The organism is Pyxidicoccus sp. M15, from assembly GCF_056858435.1.
The window spans coordinates 12,136,631-12,156,206 of sequence record NZ_CM166495.1; the positions used below are offsets into that span (position 1 = coordinate 12,136,631).

General features: G+C 71.9%; 20 protein-coding genes. 6 read left to right on the forward strand and 14 right to left on the reverse strand.

All coding sequences use genetic code 11. The features are described 5' to 3' along the window. Positions 1-67: 67 nt before the first annotated feature. Together ACX9TP_RS45160 and ACX9TP_RS45165 are read left to right on the forward strand one after the other, a co-directional pair. A complete protein-coding gene (locus tag ACX9TP_RS45160; protein WP_482976908.1) occupies positions 68-733 on the forward strand; it encodes a TetR/AcrR family transcriptional regulator in 666 nt (221 codons plus the stop codon). Positions 734-743: 10 nt separating this feature from the next. After that, the gene (locus tag ACX9TP_RS45165; RefSeq protein ID WP_482976909.1) at positions 744-1,640 is read left to right on the forward strand and encodes a sterol desaturase family protein; all 897 of its coding nucleotides are present in this window, start codon (positions 744-746) and stop codon (positions 1,638-1,640) included. Here ACX9TP_RS45165 and ACX9TP_RS45170 read toward each other — a convergent pair. Beyond that, on the reverse strand, positions 1,550-2,338 hold the full coding sequence (locus ACX9TP_RS45170) for an SPFH domain-containing protein (RefSeq protein ID WP_482976910.1): 789 nt from the start codon (positions 2,336-2,338) through the stop codon (positions 1,550-1,552). The two genes, ACX9TP_RS45165 and ACX9TP_RS45170, sit on opposite strands and share 91 nt — an antisense overlap. Positions 2,339-2,531: 193 nt before the next feature. Between ACX9TP_RS45170 and ACX9TP_RS45175 the strand changes: the two genes are divergently transcribed. After that, positions 2,532-4,121 (forward strand): glucose-6-phosphate isomerase, encoded by a 1,590-nt coding sequence (locus ACX9TP_RS45175; protein ID WP_482976911.1) that lies wholly within the window; start codon positions 2,532-2,534, stop codon positions 4,119-4,121. A gap of 106 nt (positions 4,122-4,227) precedes the next feature. On the opposite strand, the gene ACX9TP_RS45180 is transcribed toward ACX9TP_RS45175, so the two are convergent. After that, the gene (locus ACX9TP_RS45180) at positions 4,228-5,124 is read right to left on the reverse strand and encodes a LysR family transcriptional regulator (protein ID WP_482976912.1); all 897 of its coding nucleotides are present in this window, start codon (positions 5,122-5,124) and stop codon (positions 4,228-4,230) included. Between the two features lie 113 nt (positions 5,125-5,237). Here ACX9TP_RS45180 and ACX9TP_RS45185 point away from each other — a divergent pair, with 113 nt between their 5' ends. The 3 genes from ACX9TP_RS45185 to ACX9TP_RS45195 all read left to right on the forward strand — a co-directional run bounded on the left by ACX9TP_RS45185 (position 5,238) and on the right by ACX9TP_RS45195 (position 7,711). Further along, positions 5,238-6,200, forward strand: a complete 963-nt coding sequence (locus ACX9TP_RS45185; protein ID WP_482976913.1) for an alpha/beta hydrolase family protein — start codon at positions 5,238-5,240, stop codon at positions 6,198-6,200. Positions 6,201-6,367: 167 nt separating this feature from the next. Beyond that, complete coding sequence (locus ACX9TP_RS45190; RefSeq protein WP_482976914.1) at positions 6,368-7,138, forward strand: SDR family NAD(P)-dependent oxidoreductase; 771 nt, start codon at positions 6,368-6,370, stop codon at positions 7,136-7,138. A gap of 57 nt (positions 7,139-7,195) precedes the next feature. Beyond that, entirely contained in the window at positions 7,196-7,711 is a 516-nt protein-coding gene (locus ACX9TP_RS45195) for a hypothetical protein (RefSeq protein ID WP_482976915.1), read from the forward strand. A gap of 1 nt (position 7,712) precedes the next feature. Here the strand turns inward: ACX9TP_RS45195 and ACX9TP_RS45200 are convergent, their stop codons facing one another. The 12 genes from ACX9TP_RS45200 to ACX9TP_RS45255 form a co-directional block, all read right to left on the reverse strand. Then, positions 7,713-8,180 carry an RrF2 family transcriptional regulator gene (locus tag ACX9TP_RS45200; RefSeq protein ID WP_482976916.1) on the reverse strand — a complete coding sequence of 156 codons (468 nt, stop codon included), beginning with the start codon at positions 8,178-8,180 and terminating at the stop codon, positions 7,713-7,715. A gap of 297 nt (positions 8,181-8,477) precedes the next feature. Beyond that, positions 8,478-11,282 carry a hypothetical protein gene (locus tag ACX9TP_RS45205; RefSeq protein WP_482976917.1) on the reverse strand — a complete coding sequence of 935 codons (2,805 nt, stop codon included), beginning with the start codon at positions 11,280-11,282 and terminating at the stop codon, positions 8,478-8,480. 448 nt (positions 11,283-11,730) lie between these two features. Next, positions 11,731-12,750 carry a cytochrome d ubiquinol oxidase subunit II gene (locus ACX9TP_RS45210; protein WP_482976918.1) on the reverse strand — a complete coding sequence of 340 codons (1,020 nt, stop codon included), beginning with the start codon at positions 12,748-12,750 and terminating at the stop codon, positions 11,731-11,733. Continuing rightward, positions 12,740-14,071, reverse strand: a complete 1,332-nt coding sequence (locus ACX9TP_RS45215; protein ID WP_482976919.1) for a cytochrome ubiquinol oxidase subunit I — start codon at positions 14,069-14,071, stop codon at positions 12,740-12,742. The genes ACX9TP_RS45210 and ACX9TP_RS45215 overlap by 11 nt, the downstream gene beginning before the upstream one ends. 45 nt (positions 14,072-14,116) lie before the next feature. Continuing rightward, positions 14,117-14,629: a hypothetical protein gene (locus tag ACX9TP_RS45220; RefSeq protein WP_482976920.1), complete on the reverse strand. Its 513-nt coding sequence runs from the start codon at positions 14,627-14,629 to the stop codon at positions 14,117-14,119. Continuing rightward, positions 14,626-15,030, reverse strand: a complete 405-nt coding sequence (locus ACX9TP_RS45225) for a phage holin family protein (protein WP_482976921.1) — start codon at positions 15,028-15,030, stop codon at positions 14,626-14,628. Before ACX9TP_RS45225 ends, ACX9TP_RS45220 begins: the two co-directional genes overlap by 4 nt. Positions 15,031-15,210: 180 nt before the next feature. Then, positions 15,211-16,239 (reverse strand): ADP-ribosylglycohydrolase family protein, encoded by a 1,029-nt coding sequence (locus ACX9TP_RS45230; protein ID WP_482976922.1) that lies wholly within the window; start codon positions 16,237-16,239, stop codon positions 15,211-15,213. A 395-nt stretch (positions 16,240-16,634) separates the two neighbouring features. Then, positions 16,635-16,895 (reverse strand): hypothetical protein, encoded by a 261-nt coding sequence (locus ACX9TP_RS45235; protein ID WP_482976923.1) that lies wholly within the window; start codon positions 16,893-16,895, stop codon positions 16,635-16,637. A 1-nt stretch (position 16,896) separates the two neighbouring features. Further along, positions 16,897-17,343 carry an RrF2 family transcriptional regulator gene (locus ACX9TP_RS45240; protein ID WP_482976924.1) on the reverse strand — a complete coding sequence of 149 codons (447 nt, stop codon included), beginning with the start codon at positions 17,341-17,343 and terminating at the stop codon, positions 16,897-16,899. A gap of 2 nt (positions 17,344-17,345) precedes the next feature. Then, positions 17,346-18,350, reverse strand: coding sequence for a 2Fe-2S iron-sulfur cluster-binding protein (locus ACX9TP_RS45245; RefSeq protein WP_482976925.1), 1,005 nt, complete (start codon positions 18,348-18,350; stop codon positions 17,346-17,348). Positions 18,351-18,367: 17 nt separating this feature from the next. Further along, positions 18,368-18,757, reverse strand: a complete 390-nt coding sequence (locus ACX9TP_RS45250; protein ID WP_482976926.1) for a group I truncated hemoglobin — start codon at positions 18,755-18,757, stop codon at positions 18,368-18,370. Positions 18,758-19,158: 401 nt separating this feature from the next. Further along, positions 19,159-19,569, reverse strand: a complete 411-nt coding sequence (locus tag ACX9TP_RS45255) for a F0F1 ATP synthase subunit epsilon (RefSeq protein WP_482976927.1) — start codon at positions 19,567-19,569, stop codon at positions 19,159-19,161. Between the last annotated feature and the right edge of the window lie 7 nt (positions 19,570-19,576).

Below are 19,576 nucleotides of genomic sequence, written 5' to 3' on the forward strand. Positions count from 1 at the left end.
GCTCTCTCGTATGCTCTCAACTTAGTGACTGGTCACTTGTTAAGTTCGGAGTTATCCTCCCGGTGAAATGGCCGCGAAGAACTCCGCACCCGAGGTGCCACGTCCACCTCGCCGCACACAGCAGGAGCGCCGCGAGACGACGCGGCGCAAGCTGTTGGACGCCACCATCTCCGCGCTGGTGGAGCTGGGGCATGCGCGGCTGACGACGGTGGAGGTGGCGAAGCGGGCGGGCCTGTCGCAGGGGGCGCTCTTCACGCACTTCGACACCAAGGAGGAGCTGCTCGCGGCGGCGGTGGAGCACCTCTTCCCGCGCATCATCCAGGACTACCTGGCGGGCGTGGGGGCGCGGCCGGCGGGAAGAGACCGCGTCGCGTCGGCGGTAGACATGTTGTGGGCCGTGTACCAGCGGCCGGAATTGCAGGCGGCGGTGGAGCTGTACGTGGCGGCGCGCACGGACCCGGAGCTGCGGCTGGCGCTGGAGGCGGTGGACGGGCCGCACCGGGAGAACCTGCACCGCGTGGCGCGCGAGCTGTTCCCCGAGGTGGCCGCCACGTACCCGGAGTTCGACGACGTGGTGGAGCTGGCGCTGGACGCGGTGCAGGGCGCCGTCGTCGGCGGCAGCGCGCGCCCGAATGACCCGGCGCACCGCCGCATGCTGGACACCCTGACGCGCTTCATGCGCGCCGCGTTCTCACCCACCCCGGAGCGGACTCGCCGCCGCTCCCGTCCATAGGAGGCCCGTCATGGACGCGGCTCACATCCCCGATGTGCTCACCCCCGTCATCCCCGTCTTCGTCCTCACGGTCATCGCCGAGGCGTTCTGGGTGAAGAAGCTGAAGGACGCGGGCCGCCCCGTGGTGGGCCACACCTGGAAGGACACGGTGGCCAGCCTCACCATGGGCCTGGGCTACTCGGCCCTCTCGCTGGGGTGGAAGTTCGTCGCCTTCGCCGGCTACCTCGCGCTCTACGAGTGGACGCCCTTGCGCATGGGCTCGGGCGTGGTGGCCTGGGTGCTGCTCTTCTTCGCGGAGGACCTCTGCTACTACGGGTACCACCGCGTCCACCACGAGAGCCGCTTCTTCTGGGCGTCGCACGTGGTGCACCACTCCAGCGAGCACTACAACCTCTCCACGGCGCTGCGGCAGCCGTGGCTCGTCCCGACGAGCTGGCCGTTCTGGGCCCCGCTCGCGCTGCTGGGCTTCCACCCGGCGATGATTTTCATCCAGCAGGGACTCAACCTGCTCTACCAGTACTGGATTCACACCGAGGCGATTGGAAAGCTGCCGCGCCCGTTCGAGTGGCTCTTCAACACGCCCTCGCACCACCGCGTGCACCACGGCGCCAACCCGCGCTACCTCGACAAGAACTACGCGGGCATCCTGATGCTGTGGGACAGGCTCTTCGGCACCTTCGAGCCGGAGACGGAGAAGCCGGTGTACGGGCTGACGAAGAACCTGCAGACGTACAACCCGCTGCGCATCGCCACCCACGAGGTGGCGGCCATCCTCCGCGACGCGAGGAAGCCCGGCCCGCTGAGCCAGCGGCTGGGCTACATCTTCCGCAACCCCGCCTGGAAGCCCGCGGCGTCCGTGCCGCCCGAGCCCCCGCCGTCACCGGAGGCCGCGCGGCCGTCGACCTGAGCCTTCTCCACCTCCGCCTGGAGGCGCAGCGTCTCCATCCGGGCGTCCGCCTCCTGCCGGGCCCGCGCCACGTGCTGCTGGGTGGTGCGCTCGGTGATGCGGCGCAGCCCCTGGGCGTCGAGGATGTTGTTGCTGTCGTAGAAGGACACGGGCGTCGCCGCGAACGAATCCAGGTGGAGGTCGTCCAGGGTGAAGCCCGACAGCTCCCGCCCCAGCCACTTGAGGACCTCGTCGCGGAGCTCGGACGGACGCCGGAGCCAGTCCTCGAAGTCCATGGCCCGGCACACCGCCCGGAGGGCCTCGCGGAAGCGGGCCTCGAACAACTCCCGCAGCACCTCGGGCGAGCCCGCCCTCGCGGCGCCCAGCGTGAGCACCACCTTCTCCACGTCCGCCACCGTGGGCGAGATTCGCAGGACGAAGCGCGCGCGCACGTCGGCGCGAAGGTTGTCCTGGCAGTACAGCGACTGCGCGCCCTCGAGGTTCAGCGCCAGCGTCCGCGTGGACAGGTCCACCACCTCGGCCCGGTGGAGGACGGGCAGCACGAAGGCGCCCTGCCGCAGGTGCACGCGCAGCCCCTGGGGTGCGTTCACCACCAGCGCCTCGTGCGGACCGATGCGCCGGTAGCACTTCCAGACGAGGAGCCCGCCGGCCACCAACACCAGCAGGAGCAGCGCGACGACGAGCAGCAGCGGTCCCATGACTCCATCCTACTGCGCTGCCGGGCCCGGTCCCCAGGGGGCCCCGGGCCCCGGCGCCGCCCACGCGGCCCGCGAGGTGTTGAGCACTGGCCTTCCGGGGGTGCCCCCGAGTCGCGCAGCCCCCGCGAGCGGCTTCCCACCCGCAGGCGGAGGCGCTAAGCCACCCGGCACCTTTGCGCGCGAAAGAGGAGCCATGACCGAGCGAGAGCTGTGGGAGCGGTACCAGCGTTACCTGTGCGTCGTGCCGTCCGTGGGGTTCTCGCTCGACATCTCGCGGATGAACTTCCCGGCGGACCTCCCGGAGCGGATGCGCCCGCGCATGGAGGAGGCCTTCTCGGAGATGGAGGCGCTGGAGAAGGGCGCCATCGCCAACCCGGACGAGAAGCGCAAGGTGGGCCACTACTGGCTGCGCGCGCCGGAGCTGGCGCCGGACGCGGGGCTCAAGAAGGACATCACCGACACGGTGACGGCCATCCACGCCTTCTCGCGCGACGTGCACGCCGGCACGGTGAAGCCGCAGAAGGCGCAGCGCTTCACGCACCTGCTGGTGGTGGGCATCGGCGGCTCGGCGCTGGGGCCGCAGCTGGTGGCGGACGCGCTGGGCACGGCGCGGGACACGATGAAGGTGTCCTTCTTCGACAACACGGACCCGGACGGCATGGACCGGGTGGTGGAGCAGCTCGGTGACGGGCTGGCCGAGACGCTGACCCTGGTCGTCAGCAAGTCGGGCGGCACCAAGGAGACGCGCAACGGCATGCTGGAGGCCGAGCGCGCGTACCAGGCGAAGGGACTCGACTTCAGCAAGCACGCGGTGGCCATCACGGGCGCGGGCAGCGAGCTGGACGGCACCGCGAAGAAGCAGGGCTGGCTGCGCACCTTCCCCATGTGGGACTGGGTTGGCGGGCGCACGTCGGTGCTGTCGGCGGTGGGCCTGTTGCCGGCGCGGCTGCAGGGGCTGGACATCGACGGGATGCTGGCGGGCGCGCGGGAGATGGACGCGGCGACGCGGCTGCGGGACGTGCAGAAGAACCCGGCCGCGCTGCTGGCGCTGATGTGGCACCAGGCGGGCGAGGGGCGCGGCGCGAAGGACATGGTCATCCTGCCCTACAAGGACCGGCTGCTCCTGATGTCGCGCTACCTCCAGCAGCTCGTCATGGAGTCGCTGGGCAAGGAGCTGGACCTGGACGGCAAGGTGGTGAACCAGGGCATCGCCGTCTACGGGAACAAGGGCTCCACGGACCAGCACGCGTACGTGCAGCAGCTGCGCGAGGGCGTGCACAACTTCTTCGCCACCTTCATCGAGGTGCTGAAGGACCGCCAGGGCCCCGCCTTCGAGGTGGAGCCCGGCGTCACCAGCGGGGACTACCTGCTGGGCTTCCTGCTGGGCACGCGCCGCGCGCTGTTCGAGAAGGGCCGCGAGTCGCTCACCCTCACGGTGCCGGACGTGAGCCCGCGCACGGTGGGCGCGCTGATTGCGCTGTATGAGCGCGCGGTGGGCTTCTACGCCAGCCTCGTGCACATCAACGCGTATCACCAGCCGGGCGTGGAGGCGGGCAAGAAGGCCGCGGGCGTGGTGCTGGAGCTGCAGCGCAAGCTGACGGCCCGGCTGGGCGAGGCCCGCGCGGAGGCCCGCTCCGCGGAGCAGCTCGCCGCCGACATCGGCATGCCGGACGAGGTGGAGACGGTGTTCAAGGTGCTGGAGCACCTGGCCGCCAACCCGGACCGGGGCGTGCAGCGCTCCGGCGGACCGAAGCCGGCCGAGGCGCGCTTCCGCGCGAAGTGAAGTGAGGGGAGCCCGGTTCCCCGGGCGCCCTCCGTCCCCGCGAGCCCGCCCGTTCCGGAGGGCTCGCGGCTTCGGGACGCGCCGGTCCGTGCGCGCAACCCGCGCCCTACCGCGCGCCGGGCTCCTGGCCCGCGAGCCCTGCCCGCTCCTTGCGGCACAGCTCCACCAGCCAGTCGGAGGCGGCGCGCACGCGAGGGCTCTTCTGCAGGTCCTTGTGGAACACCAGCCACAGCGGCCGCTTCGCCAGGACGCCCGCGCCCACGCGCGTCAGCCGTGAGTCCCGCTCACCACTGAGGCACGGCAGCAGCGCCACGCCGAGCCCCGCCGCGGCTGCCTCGCGCAGCACGGTGGCGCTGTTGCTCTGCAGCAACCTCCGCGCCCCCACCGTCAGTCGCTTCAGCTCCTCGGACTCCGCGCCAGAAGTAAGCGCCGCGCGGTAGACGAGCACGCTGTGCCCGTGGAAGTCCCCGGGCCGGGGCGCGCCGTGCCGGCGCAGGTAGCCGCGCGACGCGTACATGGCGAAGGCCACCTCCGCCACCTTGCGCACCACCAGCGCGTCGCCCCGGGGCGGGGCCAGCCGCAGCGCGAGGTCCGCGTCGCCGCGCTGCAGGTCCACCAGCTCGCTGCCCGCCACCAACTCCAGGTCCAGCCCGGGGTGCAGCGCATGCAGCGCCCCCAGCCCGGGAGCGAGCAGCGCGTGGGCGAGGTACTCGGTGGCGGTGAGGCGCACGGTGCCCACGGCGCGGGCCTCCGTGGCCACCGCGTCGTGCAGCAGGCGCAGCCCGTCCTCCATCTCCCGCGCCCGGGCCACCACCGCCTCCGCGGCCTCCGTGAGCGCCAGCGTCCGGGCCCCGCGCAGCACCAGCCGCGTGCCCAGCGACTTCTCCAGCGCGTCCAGCCGCCGGCCCACCGTGGTGGCATCCACGCGAAGCTCGCGCGCCGCGCCCGCGAGCGAGCCCTGGCGCGCCACCGCCAGCAGGTACCGCAGGTCATCCCATCGCATGTCCATGCCTGCAATGGTGCAGCAAAGTGCTGCATCCGTGCAGCCCTCCCGGAGTTATCCCCGCCAGGCGGGGGCACGCACGGCGGCCCCACGCGGACAACAGGAGGACGGACATGTCTCACGCGGCGACGCTGGAGCAATCGGTGGGCCCGGCAGTGCGGAACACGGCGGAGGACGGCGCGAGCCTCACCCTGGACACCGGCCCGGGAGTTGCCTTCCCCATCCGGGCGCGCGACGGCTACGCGCTCTCGGGGACGTGCTTCCCCCACACGGGCGCGGAGCTGGGCGGCGTGGTGCTCATCAGCTCCGCCATGGGGGTGCGCCAGCGGTACTACTCGCGCTTCGCCGCGTTCCTCGCCGGGCGGGGCCTGCCCACCGTCACCTATGACTACCGGGGCATCGGTGGCTCGCGTCCGGCGTCGCTCTCGGGCTTCGGGGCGCGGATGGAGGACTTTGGAGCGCTGGACCTGGCGGGCGCCATCGACACCGTGCGCGAGCGCTTCCCGGGCCGCCGCCTCCTGCTGGTGGGCCACAGCGCGGGCGGGCAATTGCTCGGACTGGCGGACAACGCGCGCGAGGTGACAGCGCTGCTCAAGGTGGCGTCCGGCTCCGGCTACTACCGGCTGTTCCCCCAGCGGCTGCGCATGGAGCTCAACTGGCGCGTGCTGGCGCCCCTGCTGGTGAAGGCCTTCGGGAAGCTGCCCGGGTGGGCCGGCACGGCGGAGGACCTGCCCGCGGGCGTGGCCGAGCAGTGGGCGCGCTGGTGCCTGTCCCCGGACTACCTCCTGAGCGAAGGCGGCGAGCCGCGCCGCGAGGCCTACGCCTCGCTGTACCTGCCGCTCAGGGCCTACAGCTTCACGGACGACCCCTTCGCCTCGCCCGAGGCGGTGCGCTCGCTGCTGTCCTTCTACGCGGATGCGCTCGTGGACCACCGGCTGCTGTCCCCGAAGGACGTGGGCCAGCCCATCGGCCACTTCGGCTTCTTCCGCGAGCCCTTCCGAGGCTCGCTCTGGGCGGACGCCGCCGACTGGCTCGCGGACCAGGCGCTGTCCCCGAGGCACGCGCGCGGTGCCTGAAGCCTCCCTCCGGGCGAACGGAATGAGCGGACCTCGGACCTGAATCCCACCGGGTGTGCACCGGGAGACGGAGCCTGCCCCACCAGGCTCCGCGCGGCGGCCTTCCTGGACGCACGGACCTCCATGCGGCACCCCGGCCACCAGCCGAAGCGGTAGAACCTCCGCCCATGGACCTGGAGCTCAGAGGAAGGGCGGCCCTCGTCACCGGCAGCAGCCGGGGCATTGGCCGGGCCATCGCCGCCGCGCTCGCACGGGAGGGGGCGCGGGTGTGCCTCACCGCACGCGGCGCGGAGGCGCTGGAGGCCACCGCCGCGGAATTGCGCGCCGCGGGCGCGGACGTCACCACCGTGGTGACGGACGTGGCCACGCAGACGGGCGCGGTGGCGGCGGTGGACGCGGCGGTGCGGACCTTCGGCACGCTGGACATCCTCGTCAACAACGTGGGCGGCAGCGGCGGCGCGGGCGCGTTCGACGCAGCGACGGTGGCGCAGTGGGCCTCCGTCATGGACCGCAACCTCATGGCCGCCGTCTGGTGCAGCCAGCGCGCGGTGGAGGTCATGCGCGAGCGGGGCGGCGGCTGCATCATCCACATCAACTCCATCTACGGCCGCGAGTACGCCACCAGTGCGCCCTACACCACCGCCAAGGCGGGCCTCACCGCGCTCACCAAGGAGATGGCGGTGGACCTCGCCCGCCACCGCATCCGCGTCAACGGCGTGGCGCCGGGCTCCATCCTCTTCCCCGGCGGCAGCTGGGACAAACGCCAGAAGGCGGACCCGGAGAAGGTGGCGAAGCTCGTCCGCGACGAGCTGCCCTGGGGCCGCTTCGGCGCCCCCGAGGAGGTGGCGGACGTGGTGGCCTTCCTCTGCTCGGAGCGCGCTCGCTGGGTGACGGGGGCCACGCTCCCGGTGGATGGAGGACAGGGCCGTGCCTTCTGAGGGAGGGCCTTCGGCGCGCGCCGTGTTATGCAGGGCCCCTCGCATGAGGCCGCACGCGTGCTGAAGCTCTACAAGAAGGAAGGCGACTCGCTCCGCTACTGGGAGGCGTGGGTGCACGAGGGCGTGCTCACCGTGCACCAGGGCCTGGTGGGTCAGGTGGGCGAGGAGCAGCAGCAGCCCGTGCCCGCCGACGAGGACCCGGACATGGCCATCGCCGAGGCCGCCGGCCCGCTGGTGGACGAGGGCTATGACGAGCCAGAGCCGGACGCCATGCACACCCTCGTCGTCCAGTACGTCGTGGAGGGCAAGGGCTCCGGCCATGACCTGGAGAAGCGCGTCGCCGTGGAGGAGCTCCTCACGGACGCGCTCGGCTGGACGGGCAATGGCGAAGTCGAGGGCGGCGAGCTGAAGGAGCAGCGCCTCAGCGTGCACTGCCGCGTCATGGACCCGGACGCGGGCGTGCGCACCGTGGTGGAGGCGCTGGACTCCGAAGATTTGCTCGAAGGGGCCAGCGTCCTCGTGGCCCTCGGGGACGAGGAGCCGAAGGCCGTCTGGCCTCCCGCCGCGTCCTGACTCAGGCCCCGGCCGCGCGGCGGCGGGGGCTGCTCTTGCGGCGGGCGCGCGCGGCCAGGTCGCGGGACATCATCGCCAGCGTGGTGGACTCCAGGCTCTGCTTGAAGGCCGTCTCGGCGCGACCCACCACGCCCTCCAGGTACTCGGCCACCATGGGGGCCATGTCGCAGGACTGGCTGGGGCCGGTGGGGTAGCGGCCGAGCAGCTCCGCGTCCTCCTCCACCGCCTCGTACACGTCGCGCAGGGTGATTTCCTCCGGGCCGCGCGCCAGGGACACGCCGCCGCCCACGCCGCGCTTCGTCTCCACCAGGCCCGCGCGCGCGAGGTCTCGCAGCAGCCGCCGCACCACGACGGGGTTCGTCTGGATGCTGCGCGCCATGCTCTCGGACGTCAGCGAGCCTTTCGCCTCACGCTCGGCGCAGGCCAGCATTCCCAGCATGTGCGCGGCCATGGTGAAGCGGCAGTTCACGTGTCTTCCACCCTCGGATGAAACCCATGGGTGACGTATCGCCCTGGGATTGCGCGCGCAACCCCTCGCGCCGCGAGGGAGCGCCGGTGTGTCAACCCGGAACCCGCACCCCGCGTCCGGGAGGGGTGACTCCAGGCCTCCGCCCCCGGCCTGCCCGAGCGCGGGCAAGGGTGCGTAAACACTGATTTCCGGACAGCGAAAAGCCGCCCCGGGCCGGGGCGGCCTTCCCAGACGGCCCGAGTCTTCGGGCTTGAGCTCCCCTGCCCTCCTTCAGGCCGGGGAGCGGACGCCGGGGCCCTACCGCGTCGCGTCCATGGCGCTCACCGCCAGCTCGGCCACGTCGTCGGAGGACAGCTCGGGGGACAGCTCGGAGGACAGCTCCGCGTGTGCGCGGCGGTCCTCCTCATCGCGGTCGAGCAGGCCGTTCTCGTCATGGTCCACGCCGATGCGCCACTGGGTGCCGGCGGGGACGACGGTGTACGTCAGCTCACTGCCCTCGCGGGCGCGGGCCATCAGCACGTAGGCGTTCACCTTCTCCGACGCCCGGTCCGACTGGAAGACGCCCTTGCCCACGTAGGTGTAGCCGCGCGCCTGGCCCTTCTGGCGGCCCGTCACCACCAGGCCCACCCGGCCCTTCTCCGCCAGGGACATGAAGAGCAGCACGCGGCCCAGCTGCGCGGGCGTGGACCCCGTGGAGCCCAGCGTCACCTGCTGGCCCACCGCCGCGTGCGTGTCCTGGCTGTCCGGCCCCGGCGGCAGGAAGAACTCCGTGGGCGAGCCCTTCGGCAGGTCCGAGCCCGAGAAGGACAACAGCAGCGCCACCAGGTCGGCGACCTCCTGGTCATTGAGCGGGAAGAAGGTGGGCTCGGTGACGAAGCGCGCCAGCGAGTCCACGCTGCCGTCGTGGATGAAGCCGAAGCCCGACAGGCTCTCCTTCTGCGTCAGCTCCATGCCCACCTTCTCGTAGAGGTTGCGCAATTGCGGCACCTTGAGCGTGACGTTGGTGCTGCCGTCGGTGGACACGAGCGCGTGGTGGAACTCGCCCTTCTCCCCGCGCGGCAGGTCCATCCACATGGCGCCGTTGAACTGCATGTTGGTGGCCATGCCCGAGGGGAACGTGTGGCACGTGTTGCACGCGAACAGCCCCTGCGCGAGCAGGCGCGGCGGCCGGAAGATGGCCATGCCGTTGACGGCGTTGCCGTTGGGCAGCGGCTGGCCCGCGGCGCCGAAGCGGCCGGTGGTGAAGTGCCCCGGCAGCGGCAAGTCACGCGGCAGCGAGTTGTCCAGCTCGCGGAACGGGTTGGGCGGGAAGGTCAGCGTCGCGAGGTAGGAGCGCAGCTCCGCCATCTCCTTCGGGGTGAGCTGGGTGTCGTCGCCCTGCAGGTGCTGGTAGGCGGGGTTGAACTCCTCCAGGCTCGCCCTGTCACCGCGCCAGTGCAGCGGCTCCTTGCCGATGATGTCCTGGAGCGTCTGCGTCGTCATGGGGCCCTTCATCGGGTGCCACGACTCGAAGGGCGGCATCCCCAGGCCCATGCCCAGGTTCTGCCCGTCCAGCGCCTTCACCGTGCCCGACGGGTCGCCCAAATCCCACGCCAGCCGGTCCATGCGCGCGTCCACGTGGCAGGAGGCGCAGGACAGGTGCCCCAGGCCGGACGTCCTGTGCGTGTCGTACAGGTGCTTGCGGCCCGCCTTGATGGCGACGGGCGACGGGTCGAAGAACGGCACCCGGGACAGCTCGCGGAGGCGGTCGGTGCCCAGCACGGAGAGGCTGGCGCCGAAGCGGTTGAGCACGTAGAGGCGCTGCCGGCGCGCGTCGAAGACGATGCCCGTGGGCCCCTCGCCCACCGACACCTGCGCCAGGCGCGAGCCGCCCGGGCCCATGGCCACCACGTTGTTGGAGCCCATGCCCGTCACGTAGGCGCGCGTGCCGCTGGAGTCCCACGTGACGCCGCGCGGGTCACCGACGGACAGGTTGCGCACCGCCTGCGGCACCGTGGGCGTCGAGTAGTCCAGGTGCGGGTTGAGGTCATGCACCGCGCGGCTGCCCGGCCGCCGCGGGTCCACCACCGCCATCAGCACGCGGAGGAAGCGGCCGTTGACGTTGGGCTCGAAGCGCACCTCGTTGGTGGCGTCCGTGCCCACCACCGTGACGGAGCCCGAGGGGTGCACGGCCAGCGCCATGTTGAGGTTCATCAGCCGCGTGGCGTAGGTGACGTTCAGGGTGTCGGTGTCGATGATGGCCAGGTCCCGGTCGGGCATGTCCCACCCGGTGACGCGCCCCGACGCCGAGGCGTGCGCGCCGCTCACCAGGCCCGTCCAGTCGCCCTGGTTGTCGTCCATCCACCGGCCCCGGGCGTCCTTCTTCACGATGAGGCCCACGGCGGGCGGCGGCGGGTTGGCCGGGTTGAGCGCCGGCACGAAGGCCGTGCCCGCGTTGGGCGGCGGGTTGACGCCGCCATAGGGGCCGCGCGCGTCGCCCACGCCGTTGGGAGGGTAGGCCTCCGGAATCAGCGAGCCGCCGCCGAGGATGGTGCTGCCGTTGCCAGACTCGAAGATGGCGGCGTAGACGAAGCGGCCGTCGGCGCTCGCGGCGAGGGCGCGCGGGTCCTCGCCCTTCAGGGTGATGCGCCGGGGCTCCTTGTCCAGGCGGTGCGGGTCCACCACCAGCACGCGGTTGACCTGCGAGCAGGTGATGAAGGCCCGCTCGGGGCGGCCCGCGAAGATGACGTCCGCGGGCTCGTCGTCCGTCTGGAGGGTGGCGCGCACGTAGCCGTGCCGCAGGTCGACGATGCTCACACTGTCGGAGATGTGGTTCACCACCCAGGCCTCGGAGTTGCTCCGCGCACGCACGGACACCGGGTCCAGGCCCACGGGGATGGAGGCCACCAGCTCCGGCCCGCGCTTCGACGTCAGGTCGAACACCATGAGGCGGTTGTCCGCGGTGTTGACCGCCAGCAGGCGCGTGCCGTCCGGCGTCAGCTCCAGCGGGTGGACGTGCGGGTCCTCCCAGTTCACGAAGGAGGAGCTCGAGGCCAGCGACGCCACCGGAGCCAGGACCGCGAGGAGACTCAACAGTACGACGGCACGCGTGATGACACCCATGCGGCGACCTCCGAGTCAGGAGTAGCGGTGCTTCTCCATTGTCTGCCTTTATCTACGCAGCAAGTGCAACTCCTTGCGTGAAACAAATGAAGACCCACATCCGCCGCCATGGGTTTGTTTCACTCTGGAGCCAGAGCTACGCGCGGCCTGGACGCCGTCACGGCTCGTCACACCCCAAGCAAAGCCAGACACGCGAAAGCTACAGCGAGCCCATCTTCACGCAGGACGCCGTCGCGGCGCGGCGCACGGTGCGAAGCCCCCGACGCACGGGCGAAAATCCCTGCGCACGTCGTCCAGCGGGACGGAACTTTTACGGAGCTTGACTCAGCATGAGAAAACGAGACACCGCGAGGGCGCCCGCGACTTCATCCCAGACAATCCATGTCTGGTTAAAGGTCGCGGGGCTTTCACGAGTATCACGTAAGACCTGCTGGGCCTGTGAAACAGCTCACTTCTCCGCGCGGGCGGAGGGCGCGGGCCCCGGCCGGAAGACGCGGAAGAGGAGCGCGAGCGAGGGCAGCACGGTGAGCGCGCCCACGACCAGTGCCACCAGCAGCATGCGCTGCGCGGTGGGGCCCGCGGCGGCACCGCTCAGCGTGACGTCCGGCACCACGAGGTAGGGGTGCTGCGACGCCGCCCACCCGAGGACGATGAGCCCCGCCTGGGTGGCGGCCGCCACGCGGGCCCACCGGAAGCGCCGCGTCCACAGCAGGGCGAAGGCCGCCACCGCAGACAGCGCGGTGCCCGCGTGCAGCGCCAGCGCGAAGGGCGAGTGCAGCAGGCCCTGCCACACCCGGGGCGCGCCCTCGCGAGCGAAGACGAGCACCGCCAGCGCCGCGAGGAAGACGGCGACACCCGCGCCCAATGCGCGCTTGCGGAAGTCCTCGCGCAACTCCGGCGTGGGTGCCTCGTGCGTGAGGTACACCGCCGCCAGGAAGGCGAAGAGGCACAGCGCCAGCACGCCCACCACCCACGCGAAGGGGGTGAGCCACGGCCCGAAGAAGCCGCTCACCACCGCGCGGCCCTCCACGCGGATGCCGCCGCCCACCACCGCGGCCACGCACATCCCCAAGAGCAGCGGCGCGATGACGCTGGCGATGCTGAACACGAGCCCCCACTGCCGCTGCACCGCGTCCCCGCGCGTGTCGTACGTGCGGAAGGTGAAGGCGGCGCCCCGGAAGACGATGCCCAGGAGCAGCAGTGTCAGCGGCACGTGCAGCGCCACGCTGAGCACCGCGAAGGCGCGCGGGAAGCCGGCGAACAGCAGCACCACGCCGACGATGAGCCAGATGTGATTCACCTCCCACACCGGGCCCAGCGCGTGGGCGATGAGCGAGCGCTGCTCCTGCTTGCGCGGGCCGGAGGCGAGCAGGTCCCAGACACCGCCGCCGAAGTCCGCGCCACCGAAGAGGGCGTAGAGGACGAACGTCCCCGCCACCGCGAAGCCCAGCATCAGCTCAGTGGACATGCGCGCCTCCGCCGTGCCGGCCCGGCAGCGTGCCCGCCACCTGCCGCACCATCAGGAACACCACGGTGACGCCGAGGAAGAGGTACACGGCGGTGAAGGTCCAGAACGGCGCGGCCAGGTGCGGCACCGGCGTCACCGCCTCCCCCGTGCGCATGACGCCCCGGAGAATCCACGGCTGCCGCCCCCACTCGGTGACGAGCCACCCCGCCTCCATCGCCACCACCCCGAGCGGCCCCGTCAACAGCCACGCCCACGTCATCCACCGCCCGGTCGGCCACGCCTTCTTGCGCCACCGGTGCACCAGCGTCACCAGCGCGAGCAGCGCCATGAGGCTGCCCGTGCCCACCATGACCTGGAAGGCCACGTGCACCTTCGCCACCGGCGGCCACTCGTCGCGGGGGAAGTCATTGAGCCCCTTCACCTCCGCATCCGGGTCCGCGAAGGCGAGAATGGACAGCCCCTTCGGAATCTCGATGCCGTAGGGCACCGTCCCCGTCTCCACGTCGGGCAGGCCGCCCACCAGCAGGGGCGCGCCGCGCGCCGTCTCGAAGTGCCCCTCCATGGCGGCCAGCTTCACCGGCTGCGCCTTCGCCACGTGCTTCGCGGACAGGTCGCCAATCAATGGCTGGAGCAGCGCGGTGATGCACGCGAGCGGCAGCGCCACGGAGAGCGCCTTGCGGTGGAAGTCCGCGCCCGGGTGGCGCAGCAGCACGAAGGCGTGGATGCCCGCCATGGCGAAGGCGCTCGCCTGGTAGCAGGAGAGCAGCACGTGCGCCGTCTGGTACTGCCAGCCGGGGCTGAACATGGCCACCAGCGGCTCCACGTCCGTCGGCCCGCTCGGGCCCGGCGTGAAGCCCGACGGGTTGTTCATGAACGTGTTGACCAGCGTGACGAAGAACGCGCTCGCAGCGCCGCTCACCGCCACCATGACGCCGGAGAACAGGTGCAGGCCCGGCGACACGCGCTCGCGCCCATACAGGTAGATGCCCAGGAAGATGGCCTCGGTGAAGAAGGCCACGCCCTCCAGGCTGAAGGGCAGCCCAATCACCTCGCCGTACTGCCCCATGAACTCGGGCCACAAGAGGCCCAATTCGAAGGACAGCACCGTGCCGCTCACCGCGCCCACCGCGAAGAGGATGGCCGTCCCCTTCGCCAGCTTCTGGCTCAAGAGCCGGTAGTCGCCATCCCCCGTGCGCCGCGCCTTCAAGTCACTCAGCACCATGAGGACCGGCAGCGCCACGCCCGCCGCCGCGAAGACGATGTGGAACGCGAGCGACAGGCCCATCTGCGCCCGTGCATAGAGCAGGTCCGTCATGGACATCAGTCTGCTTTATGCGCGGATTTGTCGCAATTACGTATTCTACTTCTACCCTCCAGCGTAGTTGGGCTTCTGCCCCACGGGCACCAGCGAGCGCACGGAGTTCTGTGCGATGCGGGTGGCGAGCGCGGTGACGAAGATGAGCACGAGCTTGCGTCCCAGCTCCGCGCCGAGCGGACGCTGCTTCGCCGCGTAGGCCACGGTCTCCGGGTGCTCCCAGGCGCGCTTGACGGCGATGCGGCGCTCTCGGCGCAGCTTCTCCTCGCGGGTGCGCGAGCGGTAGATGGCGTACCCCACGCCCAGCCCCACGCCCACCATCGCCACGGCGCCCACGCCGATGAGGACGTCTTTGTGCTGCTCCGCCTGGTAGCGCACGCTGAGCGCGCGCTCGCGCCGGCGGTCCAGCTCCTCGAGCGTCAGCAGCAGCTCGTCGCGGATGCGGTCCGCCGTCTGTTCCACCTGCTTCCGGTCATCCATGCCCCGGGTGATGTGGTGGTCGGCGTGCCGTTCAATCTCCGCCGACTCGCCGGCGGCCCCACTGTCGCGGCCGTTGCCGTTCATTGCAGCGTCTCCCGCGTGAGCTGGTAGTCCATCTTCAGCCGCTCCTGCGTGTGCGCCAGCGGCTTCTTGGGCAGCCGCTTGACGCCCAGGAACAGCAGGAGGCCCGAAATCGCGAGCACCGCCACGCCCATCACCAGCACGTTCCAGGGCTCGCCCAGCGGAATGGCCAGCCCGGCGCCCACGAAGAGGCAGGCCAGGGCGATGAGCGCCAGCACCGCGCCCGCACCGATGAGGATGCCGGCGGTACGCGCGGCCTTCAGCTCCTCGCGCAGCTCCTTCTTGGCGTGCAGCAGCTCGGCCTTCACCAGCAGGCGGGACTCCGCCAGGGCATGCCGGATGAGCTCCGCCGTGGAGAGCGACTCCAGTTGACTGCGCTCCAGGCGTTCCGATTCGAGGTCCACGACGCGTGCCTCCTGCGATGACTCCGCGGAACCGCCGTGCGCTCGGCTGCCCGTCTGGCACCCGTGCGGCCCGCTCCTTCGCACAAGGTGGGCAGCAGGCACCCATGGGAGAAGTCCCGGCCCTGACAGGCGCCACGCCCGCCCGCCTGCCCTCCAGCCGACACCCCTCTCTTCCGGGGATCAGCGGCGGCGGTGGTGGGCCAGCGCGGTGGCCAGCGTCTCGCGCACCTGGCGGGCGCGGAAGAGGCGGTCCGCGGTGTCCACGAGGTTCTCCGCGTACAGCACCTGCTTGCGCAGGCGGGCCGGAATCGCGCGCGTGCCCAGGTGCGCGCCGATGAGGGCCCCGGTGAGGGCCGCGGCCACGTCCGCCTCGCCGCCGCAGCGCAGCGTGAGGGCCACGGCCTCGCGGAAGTCGTGCGGCACCTTGAGCGCCGCGTACAGCGAGGTGAGCAGCACCGGCACCACGTGCGCCGGCAGCCCGTCCACGCCCTTCAGCTCACTGGGGGGCACGCCCACCTTGCGCAGCTGCCCCAGCGCGCGCGCGGTGTCCCACGTCAGGAGGCGCGGCAGGTGGCGCACCTCCTCGGCCAGGCCCTTGTCGTGCACCGCCGCCGCCAGCGCCAGCTCCTCGCAGAAGGCGGCGGGCGTCAGCGCCTCCTCCTCCATGCCCAGCGCGGCGGCCTGCGCGAAGGCGGCGGCGGCCGCGGCGCAGACGGGGTCCTTGTGGGTGATGACGGTGAGCACGCCCGCGTCATGGGGCAGGCGCGCGCGGTGGCCGCTCTCCAGCAGGCCCACCACCAGCGCGCGGCTGAGCACCGACGGGCACTTCGTGCCCAGCGACGCGCCCGCGCTCATCCACGGCGTGCCTCCGGCCAGCCGCTGCAGCGAGTCCGCCAGGCTCCTGGGCGGCTGGAGGATGATGCCCTCCTGCCACAGCCACGCCAGGTGCGCCGCCGCGCTGCGCCCGTCCACCTTGCCCTCGCGGATGACGCTCTCCGCGGCGGCGAGCAAGAGCTGCGTGTCGTCGCTGAACTGGCCCTTGGCGAACTTGCCGCGCGGACGGGGCGCGAAGTCATCCGCCAGGTTGGGCAGCCGCGCGAGACTCGCCGGCGGGATGCCGCGCAGCGGGAAGCCGAGCGCATCACCGATGGCGAGCCCCACGAACGCCGCATGGAACCTGTCCTGGCGCTCGGCGGGAGTCAGCGGCATGGGGGCGTGGAGATTAACCGAGGCTCAGGGCCGGACGGCCAGCGAGAAGCGCGAGAAACGCGCGCACGTGGAAGCGGGAAGAAGCATGCCGGGGCTTGACGCGCGCACGGCGGGCCAGGTGGTGCACCGCGCAAGCGGCGCTCCGTCCCCATACACCATCACCCACGCCGTCATCACCGTCCACCCTCCCCCTCGCGATAGACGCACTCACGCACGTGCGGGGGCGGGCTGACTACCGCAACCAGCACGCGCGCGGCAAGTGCGTGGCCACGCGCGCATCCACGCACCTGCACACGTGTCCAACTCCAGAAGCTTCACGCACGACGCGCGTGGCGCACGACGGGTGCACAGGTGGCAGCACCGCGCGAATGTCGGCACACGCGCGCTGGCTGCCGTCACGCGTCGTCGCGACCGAGGTTGACGACGGCCTGCAAACGCGCCAGCACCGCCTGCGCGCCCTGGTGCAGGTGCGTGCCGTCCCACAGCGCGGGCGTGGTGTGACCGCCCCGCCGGAGCCAGTCCTCTTCCGCTTCGCGAAACGCCACGTTGCGGAAGGCCACACGGTCCTCCAGCGCGTAGTCGACGACGTAGCGCCGCACCTCGGCGGAGGGCGGGTCGGCAATGCGGTGGAACAACTCCAGCGTGCCGGACGTCATGTCAGCCCGCGCGCGCCGGCAGGAAGAAGTCCGCCAGGTCCGGGCGCGAGCGCTCCAGCAGGTCCGCGAGCGTGTACCCGTCCAGCACGGCGAGGAAGGCCTCGCGCGCCTCGGCCAGCACGCCCTTGAGGCCACACGCGGGGGTGATGGGGCAGCCGTTGCGCTCGCGGTCGAAGCACTCCACCAGGTGGAAGTCCGGCTCGGCCGCGCGCAGCACCCTGCCCACGTTGATGTCCTTCGGCTCGCGCCCCAGCGTCACTCCCCCCGAACGCCCCGCGCGCGCGTCCACGAAGCCCTGCGCCGCCAGCGTCTGCACCACCCGCACCAGGTGGTGCTTGGAGATGCCGTACGCGTCCGCCATCTCCTGCGTGGACGAGAGCTTCCCGCGACGGGTGGCGAGGTAGAGCAGGACGCGCAGCGAGTAGTCGGCGTGGAGGGTGAGGTGCACGGTCAGCGGACTCCGGCGGTGGAGTTTGTCACGACCTCCGCCTTGGGAGCGCTCGGCAGGAAGGAGTCCGCGTGGAGGTCCTTCAGCGAGAGCCCCGACAGGAAGAGCTTCTTGCGAAGGGATAGCACCAACTGGGGGTCGCCGCAGAGGTACGCCCGGAAGCCCACCGGCTTCGGACACTCGGCGCGGATGAGCACGTCGAGCGGCCCCTCGGCCACGTCCCGGCTGCCGCCCGCCAGCACGCCCGGCCGGTAGCGCAGCTGCGGGTGGCGCTCGGCCAGCTCGCGCAGCGCGTCGCGCAGGTACAGCCCCTCCGGCCCGCGCGCCCCGTGGAAGAGCCAGATGGGGGCGGAGTGGCCCGCCTCCAGCGCGTCGCGGACGATGCCGTAGAGCGGCGCCAGGCCGGTGCCCGTGCCCGCCAGCAGCAGCGGCTGCGAGGGGCGGCCCGGGACATAGAAGCAGCTGCCCGCGGGGCCCTGGAGGTGCACGGCGTCTCCCGGCCGCGCCTCGGCGGCCAGCCAGCCGCTCATCGCTCCGCCTGGGATGAGGCGCACGTGCAGCTCCAGCGCGCCCTCGCGGGGGAGGCTCGCCAGGGAGTAGCTGCGGGCGAGCCCGTCCCCGCGCACCAGCGAGACGTACTGCCCCGCGCGGTACTCGAAGGGCGCGTCGGCGAGGAGCCGCACGCGCAGCACGTCCGCGGACAGGAGCGTCAGCGAGGTGATTCGCGCCGGCACCCGCAGCGCTTCCGCGCCCGCCACCTCCAGCTCCGTGCCCGCCGGAGGCCGGCAGGTGCACGCGAGGAAGTAGCCCTGGGCCACGAGCGTGTCCTTCAGGCCCACGCGCGCGGCCTCCGGCACCGCGCCGCGCTCCGCCTTCATCAGGCAGGACTGGCAGGCGCCCGCGCGGCAGGAGTTGGGGACGGACACGCCCTGCCGCAGCAGCCCGTCCAGCACGCTCTCTCCCGGCTCCAGCGGATACCACCGCGACTCATGTTTCACCTTCGCCATGGCGAGCCTCCTGAGCCTCAGCGGTTGAGCACGTCGGCGCGGGCGCTCTCGGCGATGGCCAGCACCCGCGCCACCAGCGGCGCCGCGACGCCCAGCTCCTCCAGCGTCTCCTTGAGGTGGCCCGCCACCGCGTCGAAGTGCAGGTCATTCAGCCCGCGCTTCACGAGGTGCGCGTGCCCCGCGCGCATGTCCCGGCCCGAGTAGCTCGACGGCCCGCCCGTCACCATGGTGAGGAACGCCTTCTGCTTGGCGGCCTGGCGCTCCATGTCCACGTCCTCGAAGAAGTGGCTGATGCGCTCGTCCGAGAGGACCTTCCGGTAGAAGACCTCCACCGCCGCCGCCATCGCCGGCTCCCCGCCAATCTGCTCGTAGACGCTCTTCATCGTCGTCGTCGTCGCCGTGTCCATGCCCTTCACTCCTTCGCGCCCGGCTCGGGCGCTCAATGATGCATTCAGAATGCAGTTTAAATGCCGCACCGGCAACGCGGGCGCGGGCGTGGAGCGGGCAGGCTCGCCACGCGCAGGAGTTGCGCGCGAGCCGGGGCCGCGCGCGAAAGTTGCGCCCGAGGCGCGTGCTGGAGGGAGGAATCCGCCCCGAGGCGGCCAGGCGTGGAAGCGAGCCCCCTGTCATGGGGACGCCGGACCTTCGCCGTGCGACGGCAGGGACGGGAGCGAGCGCCGGGCCACGCGAATGGGGCCCAGGGCGCGACGCCGGACGGAGGGCCGCGAAGGTGCGGCCCGCCGTGGAACGTCAAAGAGGCTTCAGCCAGGAGCGGGGACGCTCCTGGCCGTGAGGTGAAGCGGGAGGCCTAGCCGCGCGGCAGGCCGGCGGCGCCGATGCGGGCCGCCTCGCGGCGCACCGTGGCCTGCTCGAGCTCGAAGCGCGCGTCCTCGGCGGACAGGCCCTTCATGCGCTCCTGGGCCTCGGCCATGCGGCGGCGGGCGCCCTCCACGTCGATGCCGGCCACGGGCTCGGCCGCGTCGGCGAGCACCAGCACCTTGTCGTTGCCCACCTCCACGAAGCCGCCCGCGACGAAGTAGGACTCGCGCCGGCCGCCGTCGATGAGCGTCAGCGGGCCCGGCTCCATCAGCGACAGGAACGGGGTGTGGCCCGGGCGCACGCCGAACAGGCCCCGGCCGCCGGGGACGACGGCCTCGTCGGCCTGCACCGACAGGATGCGCTTCTCGGGGGTGACAATCTCCACAGTCAGCTTGGCCATGAGGCTC